The organism is Paenibacillus sp. PL91, from assembly GCF_012935325.2.
Lineage (GTDB): Bacteria > Bacillota > Bacilli > Paenibacillales > Paenibacillaceae > Pristimantibacillus.
This window is the reverse complement of record NZ_JABBYG020000001.1, coordinates 230,517-256,094: the sequence shown is the minus strand read 5'-3', so window position 1 is coordinate 256,094 and position 25,578 is coordinate 230,517. Positions and strand designations below refer to the sequence as shown.

The following is a 25,578-nucleotide window of genomic DNA, read 5'->3' as shown; positions in this document are numbered from 1 at the left end:
TTTTATACAAAGGTAAAGGGCTCTGTATTCAGTGATGAAGGTATCGCTTCCGTTTCGGATTTGCTGCTGGCAAGCTGCTTATTCAGCCAATCGGCGACCTGCTGCTTCATTACCTTCTCGATGTTGTGGCCAGGATCAATAATGGTCATGCCCGCAGCGAGCGCATCATGGGCCGTATGGTAATCAATATCCCCGGTAATAAGCACATCCGCTCCGGCAAATACCGCATGACGAACATATTTGGCACCCGCGCCTCCAAGCACGGCAGCCTTCCGTACGACGCGATCGAGCGAACCGACTACACGAACGGTTGGTACATCAAATATTTGCTTAGCACGCTCAGCAAGCTCGCCTAAAGTGACAGGCTGCGCTAGCTTGCCTGCTCTGCCGAGACCAAATGACCGTCCCTTCAAATCAATCGGATATAGATCATAAGCAACCTCTTCGTAAGGATGCGCTTTAAGCATGGCTTGTACCGTTTTGCGGTGAACGCTATAAGGCACGATCGTTTCAATGCGAATTTCGTCAACCTTTTCAAGTTTGCCTTGCGCTCCTATATAAGGGGTCGTGCCAGCACCTGGAACAAAAGTACCCGTTCCTTTTATATTGAAGCTGCAGTTGCTGTAGTTGCCGATCTCGCCTGCGCCAGCGCGCCAAATCGCCTCATGCACTTGCTCTTGGTGGCTCTCCGGTACGAATACGACAAGCTTATAAAGCTTGTCCGTATGTACCTCTTCCAAGCATTGACGACCATCCGGTACGATACCGATAAGATCAGCAAGCCAATCATTGATGCCCCCGTCGGCAACATCGAGATTCGTATGCGAAATGTAGACGGCAATGTCATTTTTAATAAGCTTCTCATATAATCGGCCGGCAGCCGTTGATGTATCCAGCTTCGCAAGCGGCCGATAAATAATCGCATGATGAGCGATGATCAGTTCAGCGCCATGCTCAATTGCCTCGTCAACTACGGCGTCCGTTACGTCCAAAGCAACAAGTATCTTCGTAATCGACTTATTTAGCGTACCGAGCTGAAGTCCGATTTTATCATTTTCCACCGCATAATGCTTTGGGGCAAGCTGCTCCATCAATTGAATGACGGTTTGTCCGTGGGCAAACATAACAATACCTCCTCAATCACATGCTTCTCCGCTTGGAATTGCTCACGCTTGCTTGCCGATTCCGGCAGCTCTGAGCCAGCAAGCTGCTCGCAAATGCGTTCTAGCTTACTCAGCTCATGACGCCACTTTTTGAATAGCTCAGGCTTTGGATGACGGAGCAAATGCGGCCCCATCTGCTTCAACACTTTAAATGCCGTATCCGCATCAAGCTTGAGTTTCAAAAAGCTCCCATCATACAGCTCGCTATTGCTGGATTTGGCGTCCGAAGCTCGAATGGCATGCATAACCTCATAAATTTTTCCGTCTTCCTCAAGGATACTCTCCGCGGTTAAATGCCAGTCATGCTTTAGCAGCCATTCACGCACCGCTTCTTCTCCTACATTCGGCTGCAGCACAAGCTCCTTGACGCCTTCCAGCTTCCCTGCTGCTCGTCCAGCCTCAAGAATGCTGCTCATTAAACTGCCGCCCATTCCGGCAATTGTGACCGTATCGGCTTCGCCGGGCTGCAGCACATTTAAACCATCGCCTTGACGAACCGTCAGTCGAGCGGTAAGTCCAGCATCGGCACCTTGCTTTTTTGCCGCCTCGAAGGGACCAAGATTCAGCTCGCCTGCAATCGCAGTAGGGCATTTATCAACCTGAAGCAAATATACGGGAAGCATCGCATGATCGGAGCCGATGTCAGCGACTCGCGAGCCCTCAGTTACATAATTTGCAATTTGCTGCAGACGTCTAGAAAGTTTTAACATTATACAACCCACACCATCCATTTTTTTCGCATAGAAAATAATAATGCGCCGCCTACTGCAATCTTCACAATAAGCTGCACCTGAAGCCAAATCGCGTCATCTACGAACATCATCGCATACAGCTCGGGCATAAACCAAACCAGCGCACAGGTTAAAAACAGAATTGCCGATACCTGCTTCGACCATCGATTGATGAACCAGCTGCTCCAACCGAACAAGCAAGCAATTGGAAGCCAGTAAAGCTGGACCTCATACCATTTTGAATCCACCATAAATTGCGACAACAGCCAAGCATACACGAGTATCGCCGCCAGCCAGCCGCAAAGATGAAGCACAGGAATGCGGGCAGCTATCCCATAAATAATCCAAAAGAGTGAGCACAAAGCGAGCAGCCCTGTTTTCCAGCCCCATTGATCGAGGCTATGAATATTGAGCATATACAATCCGCCGCCTAGAAGCAGCAGCATGCCCGTGCTGGTTATTGCCAATCCAGCCGCTTCATTTCGCTTGCGAAGCCGCTGTCCGATTTTGAGAAAAACACCCGCACCGCCTACCACGACGGCCATTTGCAATAACGGATGAAATTCGTTAAAATAAAGCACAACAAAGGAAATTAAGGTAAAAGTTCCAAATGTAAGCAGCCATTGCATGCCTGTAGCCCGTGAAACGGCAGCAATCGCTTTTCCTACTGTATGATGCTGTTCTTTGGTCGTTTGGATCGCATCCTGATCAGCATATAAATTCATCAGAAAATCACAATATTGATCAGGCAGCAGCTTGCTTCTTCGCCAATGATCAATTTCTTTCACGATAATTTGCCGACGATCCTGATTCATTGAATTCCGCTATCCTTTCGGTCACTCGCTTGTCGGCAAGTCTTATGTATAAGGTCTGTTTCTTAGAAAAAAGACCTCGCTGCACGTGCAGAAAGGTCACATATTTGTCTTACATCTAAGTTTTATTCGAGGAAATCCTTCAATCGTTTGCTGCGGCTTGGATGGCGCAGCTTGCGCAGAGCCTTGGCTTCGATTTGACGGATACGCTCACGCGTAACACCAAATACTTTGCCAACCTCTTCGAGCGTTCTCGTGCGGCCATCATCGAGCCCGAAGCGAAGACGCAATACGTTCTCTTCTCTTTCGGTCAATGTGTCAAGCACGTCTTCAAGCTGTTCCTTAAGCAGTTCATATGCAGCTGCGTCAGCTGGAGCAAGCGCTTCTTGGTCTTCAATGAAATCTCCAAGATGAGAGTCATCTTCTTCCCCAATCGGAGTTTCGAGCGATACCGGCTCTTGAGCGATTTTCATAATCTCGCGAACCTTCTCGGTGCTAAGCTCCATTTCAGCGGCAATTTCCTCCGGTGTCGGTTCGCGGCCAAGCTCTTGAAGCAACTGACGGGATACGCGAATCAGCTTGTTAATCGTCTCGACCATATGAACCGGAATCCGGATCGTCCGAGCTTGGTCAGCAATCGCGCGTGTAATGGCTTGACGAATCCACCATGTCGCGTACGTACTGAATTTAAAGCCCTTCTGGTGGTCAAACTTCTCAACCGCTTTGATAAGACCCATGTTCCCCTCTTGAATCAAATCAAGGAACAACATCCCTCTACCGACATAACGCTTCGCGATACTGACAACTAGGCGCAGGTTCGCTTCCGCAAGTCTCCGCTTTGCTTCCTCATCGCCATTCTCAATACGCTGTGCAAGCTCTACCTCATCATCCGCAGAAAGAAGCGGAACTCGGCCGATTTCCTTTAAGTACATCCGTACCGGATCATTAATCTTAATGCCCGGCGGCAATGCAAGATCATCATCGAAGTTGAAGTCGTCTTGTTCGCGCTCCTGCTCTTCCCCTTGGGCTGCGAGTGGATTTTCTTCATCGTTTTCGTTCAGTACCTCAATCCCAAAATCATCGAGCTGTTCGAAAAATTCATCAATTTGTTCCGGGTCTTGATCGAACGGAGCCAACTTATCCATAATTTCTTTATACGTCAAAGAAGATCTCTTTTTGCCTTGCTCGATCAATTGATCCTTCACATGATCCAGTTTTTGTTCGGTATCTAGTTCAGTATGTTGATCATTCGCCATGTTCCGACTCCCTCCCCCCTAGAAACGATCTTCCTGTCGCCCTTTAAGCTGTCTCTCTAGGGTTATAATCTCACTTGCTATTTGTGCTGCTGCCAAAAAATCGCCGGTACGCTCAGCACGTACCATTTCTTCTTTCTTGCGCTCAATATCCCGATATTGCGGTACTTTAATAATATCCTGGATATAAGCGTCCATCGTCGTGTCGTCGAACGGGAAGTCACCATCCATCATCAGTATAGATGCAGCTGCGCGTTCTAATCGATCATCGTGCAGTGTTGCAATAAATCGGCTGACATCCGGATCGTAGCCCTGTGCAAAATAAGCGTATAAATAAGCAGCAAGCGCTGCATGATCCTCAACATTAAACGCATCGCCCAATCTCTCGTGAACCGCTTGCGCCACTTCCCTGTCTCGCATCATTACATGCAGCAACCTTCGTTCGGCATGCGTGTATGCAGGCATAAGTGTGGGCGGTCCAGATTTTCTGGGCTTTTCATTCCTACCATTATTCCACGAATTGTCGTTATTATCCCCTTGCGGTTTCTTTTTTTGCAGCTCCTGCCTGATTTGATGACAGTCCTGCTTCAAGGCGTCAAGGGAGATATCGAACTCTCGGGATATTTCCTTTAAGTAGACCTCGCGTTCCGTTGAAGAATCAAGCTCGGCAACAATTTGTACTGCTTCAAGCAGATAATTTTTTCTACCTTCTTCTTTTAGCAGTATATGGTTTTTCCGTGAATATATAAGCTTAAATTTTGTTACAGATACCGGCTGGTCCATCGTCTCTCTCAAGAAAGCTTCCGGTCCGTATTCGCTTATATAATCATCGGGATCCTTTCCTTTCGGAAGCATCGCCACCGACACTTTTAAGCCTGCGCTTTCAAGCATCGGAATTGATTTGAATGCTGCTGCTTGTCCGGCGTCGTCTCCGTCATAACAAACGATGACCTCCTCGGCCTGCCGTTTAAGAATAGCGCAATGCTCATCGGTCAATGCCGTCCCCATCGTCGCGATTCCGTTTTTCACGCCTGCGCTCCATGATTTGATGACGTCCATGTAGCCTTCAAACAATACGACTTGCTTGCTCTTGCGGATGGCTGGCCGCGCATAATGCAAGTTATATAGCGTTCTGCTCTTCGTAAAAAGCATCGTCTCCGAGGTGTTCAAGTATTTCGGCTGTCCTTCGCCTATTATGCGACCCGCAAACGCGGTAGCTTTGCCGTCTCGATCCCATATCGGAAACATAATGCGATTGCGAAACCGATCCACATACCCGCTCCCGTCTGATTTAGCCGAAAGCAAACCGCCTTTTTCCATTAACGCTAAATCAAAGCCGCGATTCGTTAAAAACCGAGCCAACAAGTCCCATTCCTCAGGAGCATAACCGATCATAAAATGATCAATCAGCTTATCGCTGAGTCCACGCTCTCGCAAATATTGCTTTGCCGTCTGTCCTTGTTTGGTGTTATTGAGCACATGGTGATAAAGCTTAATGGTCAGCTCATGCGCTTCAATGATCTTGGCTCGATCCGCATCATGCGGCGTCGATTTGCCTCCGTCGGGCGTAGCCCAAGTGACGGGCATTCCTGCATCCGAAGCCAGCACGCGAACCGCTTCAGGAAAGGAATACCCTTCCATTTCCTCGACGAAGCGAATCACATTGCCGCCTTTGCCGCAGCCATAGCAATGGTAAATTTGGAGCTCCGGCGTAACCGTAAACGAGGGAGTCTTCTCCGAGTGGAACGGACATAACCCCTTCATATATTTGCCGTGCTTCGTGAGATGAACATATTTCCCGACCGTCTCTACGATGTCATAATGCTTGCGAACCGCATCAATGACCTCTTCCGGTATTTTATTACCGTATGTCATCGTTCATCACCTTCATCCTAGTAACACGTAAATAATATTCGCTATACGTCATGGTTCTCCTGCTCATTTCGTAAAACTTTTGTCAACTTTTGTTGAAAACGATCACGATCGTCATTATTCATCGCTTTCGGACCTCTAGTTTTGCCTCCGGTTCGGCGACGCTTTGCAAGCTCATGTCTCCGCTCCATCAAATAATCGATGTTTTCGTCCGAGTATTGCTCTCCCCTAGGAGACAACACGATGGCGCCTTTGCCGATTGCGATGCATGCCAGTCCAAAATCCTGCGTAACGACAATATCTCCGCGTACAATATGGTTGACAATATACAGATCAACCGATTGATTGCTCCGATCCACTTGAACAATTTCTACGCCTGGCTGCGGCTCAAGTCGATGGTCATGAGAGGCCACCATCAGCACGCGAACAGAGAAAAGTCTAGCCGTTTCGCCTATTTCAGCTTTTACCGGACATGCGTCCGCATCGACCACAATGGTTGGTTGCATTAGTCGAATATGAGATCACCGCTCGATTTCAATTTCTTATCCTGTACTATTATATACGGCATAACTATAAAAAATCCTGCCTCCTGCCGCTAAGGCATTCGCACATATTCCATTATTAAGCTTGCCGTTTCTTCAACAGCTCGATGTGATACGTCAATAACAACGCAGCCGAGCTGCTTCATAATTGTATCCGCATAATGGAGCTCCTTCTCTATACGATCAGGAGTGGCATAGGATGCATTATTCGGCAAGCCAAGTGCCTTAAGGCGCTCCTTACGAATCGTGTTTAGATAAGGCACTCCGATTGTAAGTCCAATTATTTTGCGTTTTGGAATCTTAAACAATTCATCAGGCGGCTTCAATTCCGGAACCAGCGGAACATTCGCCACTTTAAACTTCTGATGAGCAAGGTACATGGACAAAGGTGTCTTTGATGTTCTCGATACGCCTACAAGTACAATATCAGCTTTTAGAACGCCGGATGTATCTCTTGCATCATCATACTTAACGGCAAACTCGACAGCTTCCACCTTTCGGAAGTAATCCGCGTCAAGAACATGGTTAAGACCAGGCTCCTGACGGGATTTGCGTCCTGTTCGCTGCTCCAGCGTTTCGATAAAAGAGCCCAACAGATCGATGGCGACGATGGCGTAAGTCTCAGCCAGCTTCCGCATGCTATCACGAAGATGCGGCATAACTAACGTAAATAACACAATTGCATCGGCTTGCTTAGCCTGCTCGGCGATTCGCTGTAGACTGGCCTCATCCGTAATAAAAGGAGCTCTGCGGATATCCGCATTAATCGGGTGAAACTGGGCGATCGCCGCGCGTACGACAAGCTCCCCTGTATCTCCTGCGGCATCCGATACAACATATACAATCACTTCCGGATTAGAGCGAGACATGATCCATCATCCTCCTAACTGGGCATATTACCAAACGAGCTTCGAGAAATCTGCAACAATCGCAATATCCTCTGCGATTCCGGCAAGGGTAGACAAGCGGTTAGCCCGTACAGCCTCATCCGGCGCCATAACCATCACATTTTCAAAATAAGTATGAATATAAAGCTTCAATGATGATAAGCTTTCTACTGCTTTAGCCATATCGCCATCCTCAATTGCCGCTCTAAACGCCGGGCGCTGCTGCAGCCATTTCTCATAGAGCTCTGCTTCTACTGGCTCTGCAAACAAAGCGGAATCGACCGTCGTATCGGCGGCTTTCGACCCCAAATTGCTAACGCGGTTAAATTGTTCCACCGTCTGCTTGAACGACGAACGGTCCTCGCTTGCAGCTAGAGCTTGCACTACGGAAGCACGTTCGATAGTCGATTTCAGATCGGCAAAGCCTGAAGCCATAACCGCGTCAATGACATCATAACGAACGCCTTGCTCAGACAGTACATTTTTGACGCGGAGCGCGAAGAAGTCGGAAAGATCCTTGCGAATATCTGCGGCGTCGCGCTTAAGACCGCGTGCTTCGTGCACAGACAAGGCCGCATCGTACAATTCGTTTAGTTGAAGCTTCAAGCCATGCGCCAAAATGATCTGTACAATACCAGCCGCTTGTCTGCGAAGCGCGTATGGATCCTGAGAGCCAGTCGGAATAATGCCGATGGAGAAGCAGCCTACGATCGTATCTATTTTGTCCGCTAAGCTTACGATAGCACCCGTTATTTCGGAAGGCGCTAGATCGCCGGCAAAGCGTGGTTGATAGTGCTCATTAATGGCTTTCGCCACTGATTTGCTCTCTCCTGCTCTAAGGGCATAATCTTCGCCCATAATGCCTTGTAGCTCTGGGAATTCATAAACCATTTGCGACACGAGGTCGAATTTGCAAATGTCTGCGGAACGGCTAATTTCTTTGGAAACCTGCTCATCTAATAGCAATTGCTTGCTTAACAAGTCGGAAGTGGCGCGAATCCGTCTGACCTTGTCGGCTACGGAGCCAATTTCTTCATGGTAAACGATATTTTCCAGCTTCGAGAGCGCATGCTCGATCGTGAGCTTATGGTCTTCCTCATAGAAAAACTTCGCATCGGACAGTCTTGCGCGAAGAACCTTCTCATTGCCTTTCGCAACAAGCTCGATCGATTTCAAGTCGCCGTTTCGAACGGTTACGAAGAAAGGCTGAAGCTGACCTTCGCCGTCAAACACTGGGAAGTATCTTTGGTGCTCGCGCATCGAGGTGATAAGCACTTCTTGCGGAATGTGAAGGAATGCCGGATCGAAGCCGCCAAACAATACATTCGGATATTCAACTAAGAAAAGCACCTCTTCAAGCAAATCTTCCTTGATCGCGATCTCCCAGCCTTTTTCTTTCGCTAAGCGATCAATCTGCGAAACGATCAGCTGCTCACGCTCAGAAACGTCTGCGATGACATGCTGTTCACGCAAGCGTTCCACATATTCAGCGGGCTCCTGTACATTTGCATCATTGCCAAGAAAGCGATGTCCGCGGGATACTTTCCCAGTCTTCACGCCCGTAATTTCAAATGGAATTACGTCTTGGCCAAACAATGCCACCAGCCATCGGATCGGTCTTACGAATTTTAGCTCATGGCTTCCCCAGCGCATATTTTTCGGGAATGACATCGACGTAATAAGGGAAAGCAAGCCATCAGGCAGTACAGCTGCTGTTTCAGCGCCGATGCTGCTTTTATTCGCATATACATACTCAACGCCTGCAAGCTCTTGGAAATAAAGCTGTTCAGGCTCGACGCCTTGGCTGCGGGCGAATCCGAGCGCTGCCTTGCTCCAGTTGCCTTGATCGTCTTGTGCGATTTTGCGCGAAGGTCCTTTGGCTTCCTCATTCATATCGGACTGCTTCTCAGCCACTTGATGAATCAGTACCGCAATCCGGCGAGGAGTGGCGTATACATGAACATCTCCATGCTCAATGCGGGAATCCGATAGCCACTTCACCATTTTATCCTTAAGCTGATTCATAGCGCCGCGCACGAAACGAGCCGGCACTTCCTCTAGTCCAATCTCAAGCAACAAATCTCTAGTCATGCTGCTCCACTCCTTTCTTCAGCAACGGGAATCCAAGACGTTCTCTTTCTTCAAAATAAGTCGATGCGCAGGCACGCGCCAAATTTCTTACCCTTGTAATGTAGCCCGTTCTTTCCGTTACGCTGATCGCGCCGCGCGCATCGAGCAGGTTGAAGGTATGCGAGCATTTCAAAACGTAGTCGTAAGCCGGAAATACGAGATGATGCTCCATCGTTTTTTTGGCTTCTTCCTCATACATGTTGAATAGGGAGAATAGCATCGCCGTATCCGAAGTTTCAAACGTATATTTGGAATGCTCGTACTCTGGCTGCTTGAAGACATCTCCGTATGTTACGCCCTCTACCCATTCCAAATCGAATACATTCTCTTTTTGCTGAATGTATGAAGCTAGACGCTCCATGCCGTATGTGATCTCGACTGCAACAGGGTTAGCATCGATGCCGCCAACCTGTTGGAAGTACGTAAACTGCGTAATTTCCATGCCGTCGAGCCATACTTCCCAGCCTAGACCCCATGCGCCAAGCGTAGGAGACTCCCAGTTATCCTCAACGAAGCGGATGTCATGATCGTTTGCATCAATGCCAAGCTGCTTCAAGCTCTCCAGATACAGCTCTTGAATGTTGTCTGGCGATGGCTTCAAAATAACCTGAAATTGATGATGCTGATAAAGACGGTTCGGGTTTTCACCATAACGGCCGTCTGCCGGACGACGGGAAGGCTCCACATAAGCGACATTCCAAGGCTCCGGTCCAATAGAACGAAGGAACGTCATCGGGTTCATCGTTCCTGCACCCTTCTCCACGTCATAAGGCTGTACTAAAATACAGTTTTGTTCCGCCCAAAATTGCTGCAGCGTCAAAATCATTTTTTGAAAATTCATTTTTGACCCTCTCCTTTTTCCTTTTATTTTGTCCGTATCCAGACATTCTCTCGGCAAAGGCGAAGACATGCAAAAAACTCCCGTCTCTACGCCTGCTGCCAGACGTAGGGACGAGAGTTATAATCCCGCGGTTCCACCCTACTTGGTTCGCTCCATATGAGCAAACCCTCTTTGTTCGATACGGCTCCGGAGTGCCCTTTCACCGCTATGTCCATCCGGGCTTTCACTTTTCCCGGCTCGCTAAAGTTGTCGACATGAAGCGATTACTTTCTCCATCACTGCCCAATATTCATATTGCATCATTTTATGCTTCTTTATGGCAATTGTCAAACCCGATGTTCAGTCTTCTTGACCTATAGCTTAGTGGCCGCGAATCTCCTCGGCAGGAATTGCTTTGACGGATTGCTTGCCGATGATGTCCTTCATGCCCGCATTGCCCATCATAAGGACACAAACTAAAGCTAAACCTGCTGGAACGATCGACCATAGGAAAGTAACGGATACCGATTCAGACAAGGCTGCGACGATTTTTTCCATGATAGGCGGCGGAATTTCCGCACGCTTCTCAGGGGATAACAGCTCGCGGGCATTTTCCGTCATCGGGCTTGCTCCTTCGCTTCCAGCAAATGCATCCGCCATTCCGCTCGTAAAATGATTGCGTTGAATGATGCCGAATATCGTAATACCGACAGTCATTCCTAGCGAACGAACGAATGACATCGTCGAGGTCGCGCTTCCCCGCTGCCTCATGTCAAATCCATGTATGGACGACATGCCAAGGACAGAGAAGGAGAAGCCGATACCGAAGCCTGTTAGAAACATATACACAGACAGCATAAAACGGGTTGTATCTGGCGTGATCGTCGATAGCAATACAATGCCGGCGATGAAAATGACAGCGGATAGCGTCATGACGTTGCGATACGGCATTTTGTTTGCTAGCACGCCGCCTAGCTGCGCGGCGATAACGGAGCCCAGCGTCATAGGCAGTAGCGTCAAGCCTGCGCTAACCGCTGTTCCGCCAAATACACCCTGCACGAACATCGGGATGTACAAAGCTGCCGTAATAAATGCCGCACCATAAAATAATCCTGCTCCCGTACTCGAAGCAAATAGTCTCTGCTTAAACATGCTGAAGGAAATAATCGGCTCTGCTGCTTTCGTTTCCACGAACAAGAATACGCCAAGCAATACGGCAAAGCCGGCAAACAAGCCAATAATTTGCGCAGAATCCCATGCGAATTCCGAACCTCCAAGCTCGAGAGCGAACATGAGGCAGACGATTGAACCAACAAGCGTCGAAGCGCCCCACCAGTCGATTTTTTGCTTGGAGTGCGCATGCGATTCCTTGTAATAAATAATGATAAAAGCAAGCGCGACCAGCCCAATCGGAACATTGATATAAAATATCCAGCGCCAATTGATGTATTCCGTTAAGTATGCCCCGGCAAGCGGTCCGAACAAGCTTGAGGTGCCGAACACGGCCCCAAACAAGCCTCCCATCTTTCCGCGCTTCTCTGGAGGAAAAATATCGAACACGATAGCAAAAGCAATTGGCATCATTGCGCCGCCGCCGATGCCTTGAATGGCACGGTAAATCGTTAGCTGCGTAATCGACTCAGCCGTACCGCAAAGCACGGAACCAAGCAAAAACAATGAAATGCCCAATACGAAAAAACGTTTTCTTCCGTACATATCCGATAGCTTCCCGAAAATAGGCATACCCGCCATTTCCGTTACGAGATATGCAGATGTAACCCACACATATTTGTCCAAACCGCCTAGATCGGAAACGATAGTAGCCATGGCAGTCGATACGATCGTGTTATCGATCGAAGCGACCAAAATGCCAAGTAGAAGTCCGGCGACTACGAACCCCAGTCTATTTTGCCCTGTAGACATCAGGTAAATCCCTCCAATTAATTACTAGTCTCAAACGACATCATTTAGCATAAATCAATCCTTCCATTCATGTAAACATGCAAAAGTAGGAGCATGATCTAAGACCTCAGATGTAGAAAAAAACCATATAAATCCATATACTATGTCTTACATCAGCTTATCCAACTGATCAAGAAAATTACGCGATTTTAGCTGCAAGCCAAGATGGGTGTCCATTAGCTTGCGCATGGCTAGCTTAAGCTCTTCCTTAGTCTCCGGTTTAACTTGAATGGAGCCAAGCCTTCTCATATCCATTCTGCGAAATAGTCTTAGCAGCTTATATGCGCCTTCTCCAAGCAATACCGCATGCGGGTCTTTGCCTGAGCATCTAGAGCATAATATCCCTCCCGCATAAGGCGAGAGCTTAAAGGGACCTACAACATTGCCGCAGCTTACGCATTCATCTAGCGCCGGCGCATAGCCAGACAAGTCCAAAATACGCATTTCGTACAAATGAGTCACGATTTGCGGATCTTTCCCCTCTTGGAATGCTGATAGACATGCCTTCAGCTGTTCAAAATGAAAGCCGGTCGCCTCATCATCCTGTAAAGAGCGATCAGTCAGCTCCGCTACATAAGAGGAATATGCCGCCAAATCAAGCTTCTCACGCAAAACATGGTGAGATTCAATAATCTCACCATGATTCAGCGTGCCGAGTCCGCTGCTGCGGAAATAAGCGAACTCTCCATATGTAAACGGCTGCGCGAGCGAAGAGTGCTTGCTCTTCACTTTTTTCGCGCCGCGTATAAGTACTCCCGCTTTGCCGTTTGTCTTCGTGAGCAGTGTAACAATTTTGTTGCCTTCCCCATAATCCATGCTTCGAATGACGATTCCCTCGACACGATACAGCATTTTGCAAACTCTCCCCTGAAAGCAAAAGCGTGAGGTTCGCCGTCCCATGGCAGCGAACATCCGCTTAGCGGTTAAAAATAAGCATAGCAAAGGCTGTGAATATAGGCCCGCTTATCTTTTCAAACCTTTTATTCGTGATATCCGATTCAATAATACCTTCGATTCATTAGCCCGATGTGTCTTCCAACTCCATCATGGCAAGCTCGTCTTGCTCCAAAGCTAAAGCATTGGAGTCATCGGCTCCAAATTGATTGATTTCCTTGTAAAGCATGAAGGACTCGACATCCCCGGTCAACGTAAAATACTTCCACGAAAAATTTCGCATACGTATTCATCCCTTTCCGTCCCAAGAAATGCTGCTCCAGACGGTAATAGGATGCGATAATCCGATTCAATCTATCCTTAACAAAAAACGTCAATTTGTATTAATCGTGTCGATAGCCAAGATCCTTCAGTACGCGCTCTTGATTGCGCCAGTCCTTCTTCACCTTCACCCACAGCTCAAGATAAATGCGTGAGCCCAGGAGCGCTTCTATATCCTTACGCGCTTGTTTTCCGACTTCTTTGAGCAGCTCGCCTTTTTTGCCGATGATGATTCCTTTTTGTGAGTCTCGCTCGACAAATATGACCGCTCCGATATATACCACGCCATTTTCCTTTACGCGCATATCCTCAATCGTAACCGCAATGGAGTGCGGAATCTCTTCGCGTGTCATATGCAGTATTTTCTCGCGAATAAGCTCCGAGCATACGAATTGCTCGGGGTGATCTGTAATCTGATCCGCTGGATAGTACTGCGGGCCTTCCGGCAAATAACGGGAGAGCTGCTCAAGCAGCGTTTCTACATTATTCCCTTTGAGCGCCGAGATCGGAATAATTTCCGCAAAATCATGAAGCTCATTGTATTGCGTAATCATCGGCAGCAACTGCTCCGGCTCTACCTTGTCAATCTTGTTCATAACGAGAAAGACAGGTGTTTTTACTTTTTTGAGCTGCTCGATAATGAAGCGGTCGCCGCCGCCAAGCCCCTCGGATGCATCGATCAAAAATAACGCCGCCTCAACCTCGCGTAGCGCACTTTCTGCTGTTTGCATCATGTAGTTCCCAAGCTTTGATTGCGGCTTGTGAATGCCCGGCGTATCAAGAAACACAATTTGCTTTTCATTCGTCGTGTATACGCCGTGAATTTTATTCCGTGTCGTCTGAGGCTTATCTGACATGATGGCAATTTTTTGACCGATCAGATGGTTCATCAGCGTGGATTTGCCGACATTTGGTCTTCCTATAATAGCGACGAACCCCGAACGGAATTTTTTGCTGTCACGTTCATTTGATGTTGTACGATTCATATGTTATTTAACGCTCCCCATTTTCTGCTAGTGAAGCCGGTGTGAAAGCACCCGGCAATATGTCTGCTACGGTCGAAATCGTCCATTGACCGTTTAAATTCCCCATGATGACGGGCATGTCTGGCGCACATAGCTCAACCATCACCTGACGGCAAACGCCGCAAGGCGCAATTGGTCCATCCGTGCTTCCAATAACGGCAATGGCCTGGAATTGCCCCGGACGCTTACCGTCTGCAATTGCGCGATGCAGAGCGGTACGTTCCGCGCAGTTCGTAGGGCTGTAAGCTGCGTTTTCTACATTGCAGCCGTAATGGACATGACCCTCGTCGTCGAGCAGCGCTGCTCCAACTTGAAAATTGGAGTAAGGCACATATGCACGAGACATCGCTTCCTTAGCTGCAAGCATCAGCTTCGTGTAAGACTCCGACAACCCTTCGTATACCATTCAGACCATCCTCCTCAATAAAATTCAGCTTATTTCGCAATTAAATGCCATAAGGGCGGCCCAAGGATGAGCAGCCCTATAATAGCTGAGATTGCTGCCGCAACTAAAACGGCTCCTGCCGCAACGTCCTTCGCAACTTTCGCTACCGGATGAATGTCCGGGCTAGCTAGATTGACGGCTTGTTCGACAGCCGTATTAATCATTTCCGCACTTACAACAACAGCGATGGCAAGCAGAATAATGGCCCATTCAAGCGGCTTAAGCGATACGATTAGCCCTAAGCAGCATGCGATCAACCCCGCAATGGCATGAAATCGCATATGGCTTTGTGTACGAAGAGCGAAGCCGATCCCATATATCGCAACGGCGAAGCTGTGGATAAACTTTCTCATTACCGAGAGAGGCCGGCTTGCTGCAAAATCGCTTCCTGTTTCGCGGTCATTTCCGCTTCCGCAGCGTCGTCCTGATGATCATAGCCGATCAGATGCAGAAAGCCATGTACAAACAAAAAGCCGATTTCGCGCTCCAAAGAGTGACCATACTCCTCGCTTTGTGCTTCAGCCGTGTCGACACTAATAATAATGTCGCCAAGCATACCGGAAATCGGATCAACCTCGTCCTCGCTTTCAACCTCGAAGATGATGTCCAGCTCTTCTACCCCGTCATCTTGCATAGCAAACGACAGGACGTCCGTTGGACGGTCGATGCCGCGATATTCGCGGTTCAGCTGATGAATCTCCTCATCGTTCGTAAACGTCAGCGATACCTCGCCACCAGTAATACCCTCTGCTTCGCCTGCAAGCTGCAGCAGCTGTTCTAATTTTGTTATCCAATGCTCAGGTATTTCCAGTCTCTCCTGCTCGTTGCTCCATCCCAGCTGCAAGCTCATGCCAAGCGCTCCTTTGTTTTCACATCATCCGGATACTCAATACGTGAATGGAATATGCCAATTACGCTTTCCTTAAGAGATTGCGCAATTTTGTCCAGCTCCTTCAACGTCAAATCACATTCATTGTACTGATTGTCGTCCAGCCTGCTCTTAATAATTTTGTGGATCATCGCCTCCACCTGCTCCACAGTCGGGTTACGCAAGCTGCGCACCGCCGCCTCCACGCAATCGGCAATACCGACGACTGCCGCTTCCTTCGATTGCGCCTTCGGACCTGGATAACGGAAATCATCCTCGGTAAATGCGGGCTCAATTCCTTGCTCCTCCGCCTGCTTAACCGCTTTGTAATAAAAAAACTTCAGCGACGTTGTCCCATGGTGCTGCTCGGCTATATCCCGAATCGGCTTAGGAATATTATGTCCCTTAAGCATATCGACACCATCTCTCGCATGCGCTACAATGATCGATTTGCTAAGCTTCGGATCGATCGTGTCATGCGGATTTTCAATATTGGTCTGATTTTCGATAAAATAATTTGGCCTTTTCGTTTTCCCGATATCATGGTAAAACGAGCCCACGCGGCATAGCAGACCGTCGGCCCCAATGGCCTCGGCCGCCGCTTCGGACAAATTGCCGACCATTACGCTGTGGTGATAGGTTCCAGGCGTTTCCGTAAGCAGCTTGCGCAGCAGTGGATGGTTCGGATTCGACAGCTCCACAAGCTTAAGCGCCGATAAAATGCCAAACGTAACTTCAAAGAATGGCATCAAGCCGATCACGAGCACGGCTGTTATTAGTCCGCTGGCGAATGCGAAGGCAACGGAATAAATGAATGGCACGCGATCCATCTGCTCAGACAGCAGCAGAATCGTAATGACGGATAACGAGCCGAACAAGCTTACCATTATGCCGGCCTTCAAGATGGTAGACCGCTGGCTCGCTCTGTGTATCGAGAAAATTGCGGCAAACGATACGACAATAATGACGAAGCCGTATTGGAAATCGAAAATTTGATGCTGGCCGGTATTTAATATAATGCTTCCCATAATCGCAAATAATATGGAGCTGATCATCGCTAAATGCATATCAAGCAGCAAAGTGATAAGCATCGTTCCAAGCGCAGCAGGCGCCAAGTAGCCCGCATAGGGCGCCGCATCCGTCTGCGTCAATGAAATGATTTGCATCGTAATAATATTTATCAAGAAGATGAGCCAAAGCATAAGGAGCGATGCATTGTTGTATTTGGGCTTAATTCCATTGATGCTCCCTGACTGATGCAAGTAAGCGTACAGCACGACGATGAACATCAAGGACATGATCAAAAGCCCAAGCTGCGGCCAATAATTTTTTTTATCCTGCAGCAGCGAAGAATCAACCAGCAGCTTGTACAAGTCAGGCGTTATCGTCTGACCGCGCTTTACGATCAACTCGCCTTCTTTAATGATGACTGCCGGCGTGTTTTGCTTCGCCTGCACCTTAGCCTCGTCCGTCGCCTCTTTATCCAAAAACTTATTCGGCATAATAACGAATCGCGCCAGCTCCTGCACGATCTCTCTGCTTGTCCTGCTGGATAGCGAGCTAGCATTCACGAGCTCGGCAACCTGCGTTCTCGCGGTCTCCGCCTCGCGAAGCTGCTCTACGGTAAGCTTACGCACAATATCCCGAGCTACTTTGCGCATCTCGGTTAAGGTTTCGGAAGTTAAGTTCGGCATTTTGTAGAAGGTTTCTTCCGGAATCGTATATTGCTGCTCTTTGGTAATGAGCGACATTTCATCCAACAGCGCATCATTGTAGGTGCCTTTACCCTTGTTCAGCTTCACGAAGTTGTCAACGTATTCGGAATACCGACCCGGAATTTCATTGCGATAAATATCGATCTTATTTTGAACGGTGACTTGATCGTCCAAATTCAACTGCTCGATCCGCACAAAAATTTGCTCGACCAGCGCATCGTTGCGCAGCGGCACGATCGAATAGATATCGTCGACCTTTTCAGCGGCATCCTCTTCCGCCTGCCTTGTCGCCTTCTCGTCTTTTATTTGGAAGGGCGCTTTAATATCCTTCTCGCTTATCGCGCCCTCCTCAATATCATAGGTCTCGGGAACAAGATGCGGAGCCAAGCTGAAATAGAACAGCAGCACAAACATAAACATCAGCACCCAGCGAACGGCTGCGCTTTGCTTCCACCCCGTCATCTTAGACGGCCGCAAGCTCTCCTGTTTTCCGGACTGGTTTTGGTTCATGCAGCAGACATTCCTTTCTAGGCTTTGTTTTCAGCATCCCAGTTGTAGGCTACAATTATTTTTTGCACTAACGAGTGACGCACAACATCCTGCTCAGAGAAAAGGATGATGCCGATTTCCTCTATGTTTTTCAAAATACGCTGCGCTTCGATCAAGCCCGAGTTTTTGCCGCGAGGCAAATCGATCTGCGTAACGTCGCCTGTAATAACCATTTTAGATCCGAAGCCAAGTCTTGTCAGAAACATTTTCATTTGCTCCGGCGTAGTGTTTTGCGCTTCATCCAAAATAATAAATGCATCATCGAGGGTACGCCCGCGCATATAAGCAAGCGGTGCGATCTCGATCATGCCGCGCTCAATCGCTTTGACCGTTTGATCAGGACCAAGCACTTCATGCAGCGCATCATATAATGGACGCAGGTATGGATCCACCTTTTCCTGAAGGTCGCCCGGCAAAAATCCGAGATTTTCTCCCGCTTCCACAGCAGGCCTCGTCAATACGATCCGCTTCACAGAGCCTTCCTTCAGGGCTGCAACGGCCAGTACGACAGCAAGATACGTCTTGCCCGTACCGGCAGGCCCTATTCCGAATACGATATCACGTTTGCGAATCGTCTTCACATAATGGCGCTGCCCAATCGTTTTCACGCGAATCGGCTTGCCGCGGTACGTAGTCGTAATTTCTTTCTTAAACAAGTCTAGCAGCTCTTCGGCCTGCATAGACCTCGCGAGTTCAAGTGCATATGCTACATCTCTCTCAGAAGGCTGATAACCCCCGCGTACGAGCTGTATGAGCACATTGTAAAGCTGTTCTAATGAATCAACCTCTTCCGATGGACCTGAAATGACAATTTCAGCTTCGCGTGATGTAACAGATGATTCTACTTGAGCTTGTATTAATCGCAAGTAATTGTCCTGGGGGCCGAATACAGCCAGTCCCTCCGCTGCGTTGCCTAGAGGTATTTTTACTATTTTCGTCTCAATTTGCAACAATCCTCATTCTCCCTGCATCTGGACTAGTGGCATTTCATTTACGATAGATTGCTCGACCTCAAAAAGAACTTTCATATAAACTTTACCATTGTCCGCCTTTTCATGCAAAACAATTTCATCTCGGATGACCGCATCGCTGCCTGCTTTTATAAGCACATCGGCTTTTGCCTGCAGGATGCCTGTGCTCTTCGCCTCTTCCTCCGTCAGTGTCCTCTCCTCCATGCGCGTCTCCATGATGGTTTCCTTCATGCGTCCGATTGGCAGCGACCAATTGCGCCAGGATGCCTTCTCCTCATGGCGAATTGCTTCAGAGGCGCTGTATGGATTATCGCCATATCCGCTTACTTGAAGCGCGCGCGAGCCTATCACCGCAAACCATTTTGTCTTCTTTTCGCCTGTGTATACTTTTACGTGCTGAACCAAAGGTGAAGATATTTCGAACTCATACCAGACGAGCCCTCTGACTTTGCCTTTTGCAACGATTGTCCGTGAAAATTCTTCTCCGCCGATTGTTCCTGAGATCAGCGTCTGGCCTTTCTTCACCTTTGTATTTTTCCTGACGACGGGCCTTCCCGCCTCTGCAATAATTTCAGTAACGACGGCATCTGCCGAGGCTATCAAATGACGTGGCGTCTGCAAGGACGCCTGCTCGGGAATAGTCGATTCCACTACTTGAATGATTACCTTCGTGCCCTTCTTCTCTACGCCTACCCAGGTCGAACCAGGCAGCTTTTGAACGAGCTGCTTGGACATCTTGTCCGCATCGGCAAGGCGAAATGACCACTGCATCGGATATAACCCTTCCTGCTTGGCTGCAAGGCGGATTTGCTCCTCGGACAGCTTCACATTGCCTTGTACCTCGATGCTCCACACCAAAGAGGAAAGCATAAATATAATCGCAAAGAACAATACGATGCCGGCTGCAAATAGCTTCCTGCGCTCCGCCTTTACGAGCAAAAACGGCAAGCCTTTGCGCTTCGTAACATGGGCTCGGCAGCCTGTCTCCTTTAAATACGGACGAAGGCCAAAGAAGTCGCTTACCGAAAGCTCAAACTCAAGCAGGCCGCTGCTTGTCCATCTTATAGAAGACAGCTGCAAGCCCCCAGAGAGCGCGCGGTTGACGAGCTGCTCTGGTTGTCCTCCCCTTATGTGAACGGTAACCATTCCCTTTAACCAATCCGCACCTTGTCCGCTCATTCCGTTCGCCTCCAATACTTTTTTGTTTTTGCAAAGCAAGCTAGCTTCCTTTTATATTAGGGGATCAGTTGAATGTTCGAGATTTGACCCTCTACAAACACTTCCTCCGTCCATATTGTACGAATGACGAGCGAGCTGCCTGTAACCTCCAGCTCTCCTTTGCTTAAAGCGAGTCGCAAGCGCTCGCTGGAGAAATGAACGACTCCTCGATGATTTTCAATATATAATTGGCAATCGCCGATCATCGTTAGACGCGGCAAATCAAATATGACATCATGCGGCATATCCAGTAGCTCTGCTGTCACTTTGCGAAATTTCTTTTTTATACGGCGCATGGAAGAATCTTTGCCTCCTTCAAGGTTTGTTGAGCAAACCTGCTATGTAAGCAAGCAGACGCTAAGCCTTGCCAGAGCAAAGCAAAGGAGTGGCGGTTTTCATGTACTGTACCAAAATATGCGAACGGTAAAGCTTTTATGAGATGAATCTAGCCGCTAGCGTTTATAACGGGGGAAAAACAAAAAAACCGCCGAAGCGGTATGCTCGGCGGTTCATTGTTTATTTTCGATAGTGCCTCTTGGCGCGGGGTGGACCTAAAATTTCTGCCCATATGACCGCTTTGCGCAAATCATCAGCTTGCACAGTTGCAGCAATCGCACTCTGGCCTGCTGGTTTGCGTTCTGCTGCGGCCGGAGCCATTGCTTTACTTGTCGCTGCCCTCTCAAGCGAACGTTGAAGAGCGGCTATCTGAGGCGCTCCTGGGAGCAACTCGGATTCACTTGTCGGTAAGGTCGGATTCGCAGCGTGCTGACGCTCCTGCTCGGGTTGGGAACGATAGACAGGCTGACCCTCCGTCCGCTCCTGCAAGGGACGGTCTTCGCGTGGTTCTCTCTCGCTTGCTTGAGGGTATAAGTTACGCGGGAGCCCTCCGCCGCCAAAGTCCGGCATTTGACTTGGCTTCTTCTTCGAGCCTGCTTTGCCAAACAGCGAAGCAAGCGCTCCGAAAATAATGACAACGATAAAGATGTTATTCATCAAAAACTCAATAATTTTCAAAATGCCTTCACCTCCAAGGAGCGGTCAATCTAGTCGCAGCAATTGATTGGATCAATGGCACTAGCGGCCTTCTTTGTTGTCAGAGGAATTATCCTGCTTGCCAATGGTGCTGCGCATTTGCGTATCGGCCTCGATGTTTTTTAAGTTCATATAATCCATAACGCCGATTTTTCCGCTTCTGAGCGCTTCAGCCATCGCAAGCGGCACCTGTGATTCCGACTCGACTACTCGAGCTTCCATCTCGACGACCTTCGCTTTCATTTCCTGCTCTTGCGCGACAGCCATTGCACGGCGCTCCTCCGCTTTCGCCTGAGCGATCTTCTTATCCGCTTCGGCTTGCTCGGTTTGAAGATGTGCGCCAATGTTTTTGCCAACGTCTACGTCCGCAATATCGATTGATAAAATTTCAAACGCTGTTCCAGCGTCGAGCCCTTTGCCAAGTACCGTACGCGAAATCATATCTGGATTCTCAAGCACATCCTTGTGGGAATTCGCCGAGCCTACTGTCGTTACGATCCCTTCACCGACACGCGCAATGATCGTTTCTTCACCCGCACCGCCGACTAGACGGTCGATATTCGCACGAACGGTTACGCGAGCCTTTACCTTTACTTCGATACCGTCCTTCGCTACCGCAGCAACGATTGGCGTCTCAATAACACGCGGGTTAACGCTCATTTGAACCGCTTGCAGCACGTCGCGACCAGCCAGGTCGATGGCAGCCGCACGTTCGAAAATGAGTGGAATGTTCGCGCGCTGCGCGGCAATCAGAGCGTTGACAACACGGTCAACGTTACCTCCAGCTAAGAAGTGGCTCTCTAGCTGATTAATGTTAAGCCCAAGACCCGCTTTTGTCGCTTTAATTAGCGGATTCACGATTCTGCTCGGTACAACCCGGCGAAGGCGCATTGCAACGAGCGTAATAATACCTACTCTTACGCCTGATGCCAATGCCGAAATCCATAGCATAATCGGGAAAAAGCTTAGAAATACAGACAGTACGATTATAACGACGACAGCCAAAATTAAAATGGACACCAATGGATCCAATTGCATTTGTTCCAACCTCCATGTATTTATATTGTCAGCACTATTTTACGATTTCTTTGACGACAACCCAAGTCCCCTCAGCCTTAACGACTTTAACGGAACGATTTGTGTCAATAAATTCGCCCGAGGTGACTACATCTACGCGGTTATCGCCGATTAGAACAGTTCCTGCCGGGCGCAGCGGCGTAATCGTCGTGCCCTCCAGCCCAAGCAGCGAATCCTTCACATCCGCTGACAAGTAGCCTTGCTCCGTTGTCAGCTTATCGCGCAAAATAAACTTGTTCCAGATGCCGCGCTTTTTGTTCATTCTTACGAATATGGTGATCAGAATGATCGCTGCGACTAGCGCGATGACGATTGAGATGAACGCCGTCATCGGATCAGATGCTGCCATAACCACACCTGTTATTAATGCCGCGCTTCCAAGTATGCCTAGAATACCGAAGCTCGGCACAAATACCTCGATAATGAGCAGGGCAATTCCGATTACGAACAGGACAACCGATTCCATCCCCGCAAATCCAGCCACGTAGTGACCGAAGAAATAAAGGCCAAATGACAGTAGGCCAATGATCCCTGGTGCGCCAAAGCCCGGCACAAGCATTTCAATGACGATGCCTGCAATACCGAGGATGAGCAGCACCGTCATGACGACTGGATTGATGAGCCATCTGGCTGCATTTTCCGCCAGTGATGGTACCACTTCAATCTGCGCCCGTCCTTCAAGGTCCAGCCATTTGACCACTTCGTCAACGGATGCAGCCGTATGCTCGGAATAGCCGACCTTCTCCGCCTCGCTCGCCGTCAATGTGAGGATTTCGCCCTTCAGCTTGTCTCTGCCGATCTTATCCTTTAATGACAATTCCACATTCGGATCAACCATAGCTACAGCAATGCTTTTGTCGCGTCCCTGCAAGGCTGCCGACTCGCTCATTTCGGAAGTCCAGAATGAGATCGTTTTCGGATTTTCGATGAGATTTCCCGAGCCGTCTACAACCGCAGCCGCACCAATCGTGCTGCCGGGCTGCATAACGATGTTATCCGCATTAAGCGCAATATACGTGCCGGCAGATACCGCCTTGCCCTCAACAAATGCCGTTGTCGGAATTTTATTTTCCCGAATAAAATGGCCGATGCTCTCTGCGTTCACCACCTTGCCGCCAAGCGTATTGATAACGAGTATGACATGCTCTGCTTTCGCTTCCTCAGCCTCTTTATAGGCTCTTTCCAGAAACGATTGCAGCCCGGATTCAACCGTCTGCTTTACCGGTATGACATAAACGGCAGGGCCTGCTTCACTCGCTGCCCTCGCTTGCTCCATCCGGGGGCCGAACAAGCCTGCAAGCGTAACCAGCAATAATGCCGCAAGCAAGGCAATAGGAGTAGCGGACAACCTTCTTCGCCATCGGTTCATGTGCAAGAAGCTCCCTCCTTCTTTTCGTGTATTGTTCCCTACTACGTGCAGCAAGCTCAAATGTTTCAAGTAACGTAATCCATACTATACCATTTGAACCATCGCCTACAAAAAAACACCCCGGTTAAGGGGTGTTTTGTGAGTCCGAATGTTTAGTTAGTTGAGATGTTGCTGTACGAGCTGATTTACTAGTTTACCGTCAGCGCGTCCTTTTGTTTTAGGCAAAAGGGCACTCATAACTTTTCCCATATCGGCTTTGGAAGAAGCACCGAGTTCATGGATGGTCTGCGTTACTATCTCTTGAATCTCTTCTTCAGTCAGCTGTTCGGGAAGGTATTGACTAATAATTTCAATTTCGACCTCAAGACCCGCTACTAAATCATCACGGCCGGCTTTTTTAAATTCTTGGAGGGAATCTTTACGTTGTTTGATTTCGCGACTCAATATATCAAGCACTTCGTTATCGTCCAAAGGACGCTTGAGATCGATTTCCAAGTTTTTCACTGACGCGCGCATCATACGAATTACGGAAAGCTTAAACTTGTCCTGATTCTTCATGGCTTGCTTCATATCGTCGGTCAATCTTTCGCTCAGGTTCATTATGGAAGGATCCTCCTAAAACTTTCTCTTGCGCGCAGCCTCAGACTTCTTCTTGCGCTTCACACTTGGCTTTTCATAATGCTTGCGTTTTTTCACCTCAGCTAGAACTCCATCTTTAGCGATGGAACGTTTAAAGCGGCGAAGCGCAGCATCAATAGTTTCGTTTTTGCGAACTTTAGTTTCAGACACCAGTTTTCCCTCCCTCCGAAACAGACCGTCCAGAGCTATAACACGGTTTATCAAATTTCATTATATGTCAAACCAAAAGGCAGTGTCAACTTTGGATATCTACGAGCAGCGGAGAAAGTTTTGTTCCCCCTAGCAAATGGATATGCAGGTGATAAACGATCTGTCCGCCATCGGAATTTACATTGTTAACTAGTCGGTAGCCAGACTCCGCAATTCCTTGCTCCTTGGCAATTTGGCGGGCTACCGAGAACAGCTCGGCTACGACCGGATCATCCTCATCGGTTACGTCATTCATGGTTGGAATATGTTTCTTCGGAATGATGAGAATATGTACCGGAGCAGCTGGCTGTATGTCGTGAAATGCGAGAATTCTGTCGTTCTCAAATACCTTCTTCGACGGAATAGCGCCTTCGATTATTTTGCAAAAAATACAGTCCATGTGATTCACCCCCTGTCCACTCATCTTCTCTTATCATAACGAAAAAATGAGTGCTAGTCCAATGGAATACCAGAGAGCTGATTCTGCTTTATTTAGAGGTGCTCGTCATCGTCTGCTGAAGCTCAGCGGCAAGATCAATCCACTCGAGACCGCTCGACAAGCGGATTAAAGCGATACGGTTATCGGCGATATTGGTATTGAAGCCTTTCAAAATGCCAGACATCGCTTCAAAAGTACCTTTTATTTTGAGAATATAGGCATGCTCCTCATCGTTTAATGGCTTATCGTAACCACCAATCGTTTTTAAGCTCTTCTCATTCTCGCTTAAGTATTGCGATACCAATTCCGAATTCAATTTCTCCGGTTGAGCAGAAATGCTTGCCGCTTCATCTATGAGCTGGACTAACGCCTCTCCATTAGCGGCTGCCTTACCGGCTGCAAATTTAAAGTCTAGGCGCTCCTCCAAGCTTTTGCTTTGAAGCATAGCATCAAGCACCGGAATCATTTCGTCCACATATTGCTTCGACTCTGAGGCAGCCGCAAAAATTCTCTGACCCTTTACAAATTTCTTCTCTTGCTTATGCTGTAAAAATTGCGAGTACAAAAAAACATTGCCGATTAAGCTGAATACGAGAATAACAAGTGTAATCGGCAGTGCGATCGAGCGCTTGCCCGTTTGCTGCTGTTCCAACTT

General features: G+C 48.4%; 27 protein-coding genes. All 27 read right to left on the bottom strand.

Annotated elements, in window-relative coordinates:
- Positions 1-2 precede the first annotated feature (2 nt).
- Complete coding sequence (locus HI950_RS01225) at positions 3-1,124, bottom strand: Nif3-like dinuclear metal center hexameric protein (protein ID WP_169081954.1); 1,122 nt, start codon at positions 1,122-1,124, stop codon at positions 3-5.
- Positions 1,091-1,873 (bottom strand): tRNA (adenine(22)-N(1))-methyltransferase, encoded by a 783-nt coding sequence (locus tag HI950_RS01220; RefSeq protein WP_169081955.1) that lies wholly within the window; start codon positions 1,871-1,873, stop codon positions 1,091-1,093. The genes HI950_RS01225 and HI950_RS01220 overlap by 34 nt, the downstream gene beginning before the upstream one ends.
- Complete coding sequence (locus tag HI950_RS01215) at positions 1,873-2,709, bottom strand: hypothetical protein (protein ID WP_169081956.1); 837 nt, start codon at positions 2,707-2,709, stop codon at positions 1,873-1,875. The genes HI950_RS01220 and HI950_RS01215 overlap by 1 nt, the downstream gene beginning before the upstream one ends.
- Positions 2,710-2,831: 122 nt before the next feature.
- Entirely contained in the window at positions 2,832-3,962 is a 1,131-nt protein-coding gene (gene rpoD / locus HI950_RS01210; protein WP_053376806.1) for an RNA polymerase sigma factor RpoD, read from the bottom strand.
- An 18-nt stretch (positions 3,963-3,980) separates the two neighbouring features.
- The gene (dnaG, locus tag HI950_RS01205) at positions 3,981-5,834 is read right to left on the bottom strand and encodes a DNA primase (protein WP_169081957.1); all 1,854 of its coding nucleotides are present in this window, start codon (positions 5,832-5,834) and stop codon (positions 3,981-3,983) included.
- 41 nt (positions 5,835-5,875) lie between these two features.
- Positions 5,876-6,337 carry a YaiI/YqxD family protein gene (locus HI950_RS01200; RefSeq protein ID WP_169081958.1) on the bottom strand — a complete coding sequence of 154 codons (462 nt, stop codon included), beginning with the start codon at positions 6,335-6,337 and terminating at the stop codon, positions 5,876-5,878.
- A gap of 89 nt (positions 6,338-6,426) precedes the next feature.
- On the bottom strand, positions 6,427-7,242 hold the full coding sequence (locus HI950_RS01195; RefSeq protein WP_169081959.1) for a pyruvate, water dikinase regulatory protein: 816 nt from the start codon (positions 7,240-7,242) through the stop codon (positions 6,427-6,429).
- Between the two features lie 27 nt (positions 7,243-7,269).
- The gene (gene glyS, locus HI950_RS01190) at positions 7,270-9,351 is read right to left on the bottom strand and encodes a glycine--tRNA ligase subunit beta (RefSeq protein WP_169081960.1); all 2,082 of its coding nucleotides are present in this window, start codon (positions 9,349-9,351) and stop codon (positions 7,270-7,272) included.
- Positions 9,344-10,231 carry a glycine--tRNA ligase subunit alpha gene (glyQ, locus tag HI950_RS01185; RefSeq protein ID WP_053376811.1) on the bottom strand — a complete coding sequence of 296 codons (888 nt, stop codon included), beginning with the start codon at positions 10,229-10,231 and terminating at the stop codon, positions 9,344-9,346. The genes glyS and glyQ overlap by 8 nt, the downstream gene beginning before the upstream one ends.
- A gap of 360 nt (positions 10,232-10,591) precedes the next feature.
- Positions 10,592-12,133, bottom strand: a complete 1,542-nt coding sequence (locus HI950_RS01180; RefSeq protein WP_169081961.1) for an MDR family MFS transporter — start codon at positions 12,131-12,133, stop codon at positions 10,592-10,594.
- A gap of 147 nt (positions 12,134-12,280) precedes the next feature.
- Positions 12,281-13,024, bottom strand: a complete 744-nt coding sequence (gene recO / locus HI950_RS01175) for a DNA repair protein RecO (RefSeq protein ID WP_169081962.1) — start codon at positions 13,022-13,024, stop codon at positions 12,281-12,283.
- A 166-nt stretch (positions 13,025-13,190) separates the two neighbouring features.
- Complete coding sequence (locus tag HI950_RS01170) at positions 13,191-13,349, bottom strand: YqzL family protein (RefSeq protein ID WP_169081963.1); 159 nt, start codon at positions 13,347-13,349, stop codon at positions 13,191-13,193.
- 100 nt (positions 13,350-13,449) lie between these two features.
- Positions 13,450-14,373: a GTPase Era gene (era, locus tag HI950_RS01165; protein ID WP_169081964.1), complete on the bottom strand. Its 924-nt coding sequence runs from the start codon at positions 14,371-14,373 to the stop codon at positions 13,450-13,452.
- A 7-nt stretch (positions 14,374-14,380) separates the two neighbouring features.
- On the bottom strand, positions 14,381-14,818 hold the full coding sequence (gene cdd / locus HI950_RS01160; protein ID WP_169081965.1) for a cytidine deaminase: 438 nt from the start codon (positions 14,816-14,818) through the stop codon (positions 14,381-14,383).
- 29 nt (positions 14,819-14,847) lie between these two features.
- Entirely contained in the window at positions 14,848-15,210 is a 363-nt protein-coding gene (locus HI950_RS01155; protein WP_169081966.1) for a diacylglycerol kinase family protein, read from the bottom strand.
- Positions 15,210-15,707: an rRNA maturation RNase YbeY gene (ybeY, locus tag HI950_RS01150; protein WP_169081967.1), complete on the bottom strand. Its 498-nt coding sequence runs from the start codon at positions 15,705-15,707 to the stop codon at positions 15,210-15,212. Before ybeY ends, HI950_RS01155 begins: the two co-directional genes overlap by 1 nt.
- The gene (locus HI950_RS01145; RefSeq protein ID WP_169081968.1) at positions 15,704-17,950 is read right to left on the bottom strand and encodes an HD family phosphohydrolase; all 2,247 of its coding nucleotides are present in this window, start codon (positions 17,948-17,950) and stop codon (positions 15,704-15,706) included. Before HI950_RS01145 ends, ybeY begins: the two co-directional genes overlap by 4 nt.
- A gap of 17 nt (positions 17,951-17,967) precedes the next feature.
- On the bottom strand, positions 17,968-18,939 hold the full coding sequence (locus tag HI950_RS01140; protein WP_169082250.1) for a PhoH family protein: 972 nt from the start codon (positions 18,937-18,939) through the stop codon (positions 17,968-17,970).
- 6 nt (positions 18,940-18,945) lie between these two features.
- A complete protein-coding gene (yqfD, locus tag HI950_RS01135) occupies positions 18,946-20,139 on the bottom strand; it encodes a sporulation protein YqfD (protein ID WP_169081969.1) in 1,194 nt (397 codons plus the stop codon).
- Between the two features lie 56 nt (positions 20,140-20,195).
- A complete protein-coding gene (yqfC, locus tag HI950_RS01130) occupies positions 20,196-20,474 on the bottom strand; it encodes a sporulation protein YqfC (protein WP_169081970.1) in 279 nt (92 codons plus the stop codon).
- Positions 20,475-20,694: 220 nt separating this feature from the next.
- Positions 20,695-21,192 carry a hypothetical protein gene (locus HI950_RS01125; protein ID WP_169081971.1) on the bottom strand — a complete coding sequence of 166 codons (498 nt, stop codon included), beginning with the start codon at positions 21,190-21,192 and terminating at the stop codon, positions 20,695-20,697.
- A 60-nt stretch (positions 21,193-21,252) separates the two neighbouring features.
- Positions 21,253-22,248, bottom strand: a complete 996-nt coding sequence (gene floA / locus HI950_RS01120) for a flotillin-like protein FloA (RefSeq protein WP_317618278.1) — start codon at positions 22,246-22,248, stop codon at positions 21,253-21,255.
- 34 nt (positions 22,249-22,282) lie between these two features.
- Positions 22,283-23,656: an NfeD family protein gene (locus HI950_RS01115; protein WP_169082252.1), complete on the bottom strand. Its 1,374-nt coding sequence runs from the start codon at positions 23,654-23,656 to the stop codon at positions 22,283-22,285.
- Positions 23,657-23,812: 156 nt separating this feature from the next.
- Positions 23,813-24,256 (bottom strand): GatB/YqeY domain-containing protein, encoded by a 444-nt coding sequence (locus HI950_RS01110; RefSeq protein WP_056627487.1) that lies wholly within the window; start codon positions 24,254-24,256, stop codon positions 23,813-23,815.
- Positions 24,257-24,271: 15 nt separating this feature from the next.
- Positions 24,272-24,445 carry a 30S ribosomal protein S21 gene (gene rpsU / locus HI950_RS01105; RefSeq protein ID WP_005547957.1) on the bottom strand — a complete coding sequence of 58 codons (174 nt, stop codon included), beginning with the start codon at positions 24,443-24,445 and terminating at the stop codon, positions 24,272-24,274.
- Positions 24,446-24,530: 85 nt separating this feature from the next.
- Positions 24,531-24,884: a histidine triad nucleotide-binding protein gene (locus tag HI950_RS01100; RefSeq protein ID WP_169081972.1), complete on the bottom strand. Its 354-nt coding sequence runs from the start codon at positions 24,882-24,884 to the stop codon at positions 24,531-24,533.
- A gap of 88 nt (positions 24,885-24,972) precedes the next feature.
- Entirely contained in the window at positions 24,973-25,575 is a 603-nt protein-coding gene (locus HI950_RS01095; protein ID WP_169081973.1) for a hypothetical protein, read from the bottom strand.
- Positions 25,576-25,578: the final 3 nt, after the last annotated feature.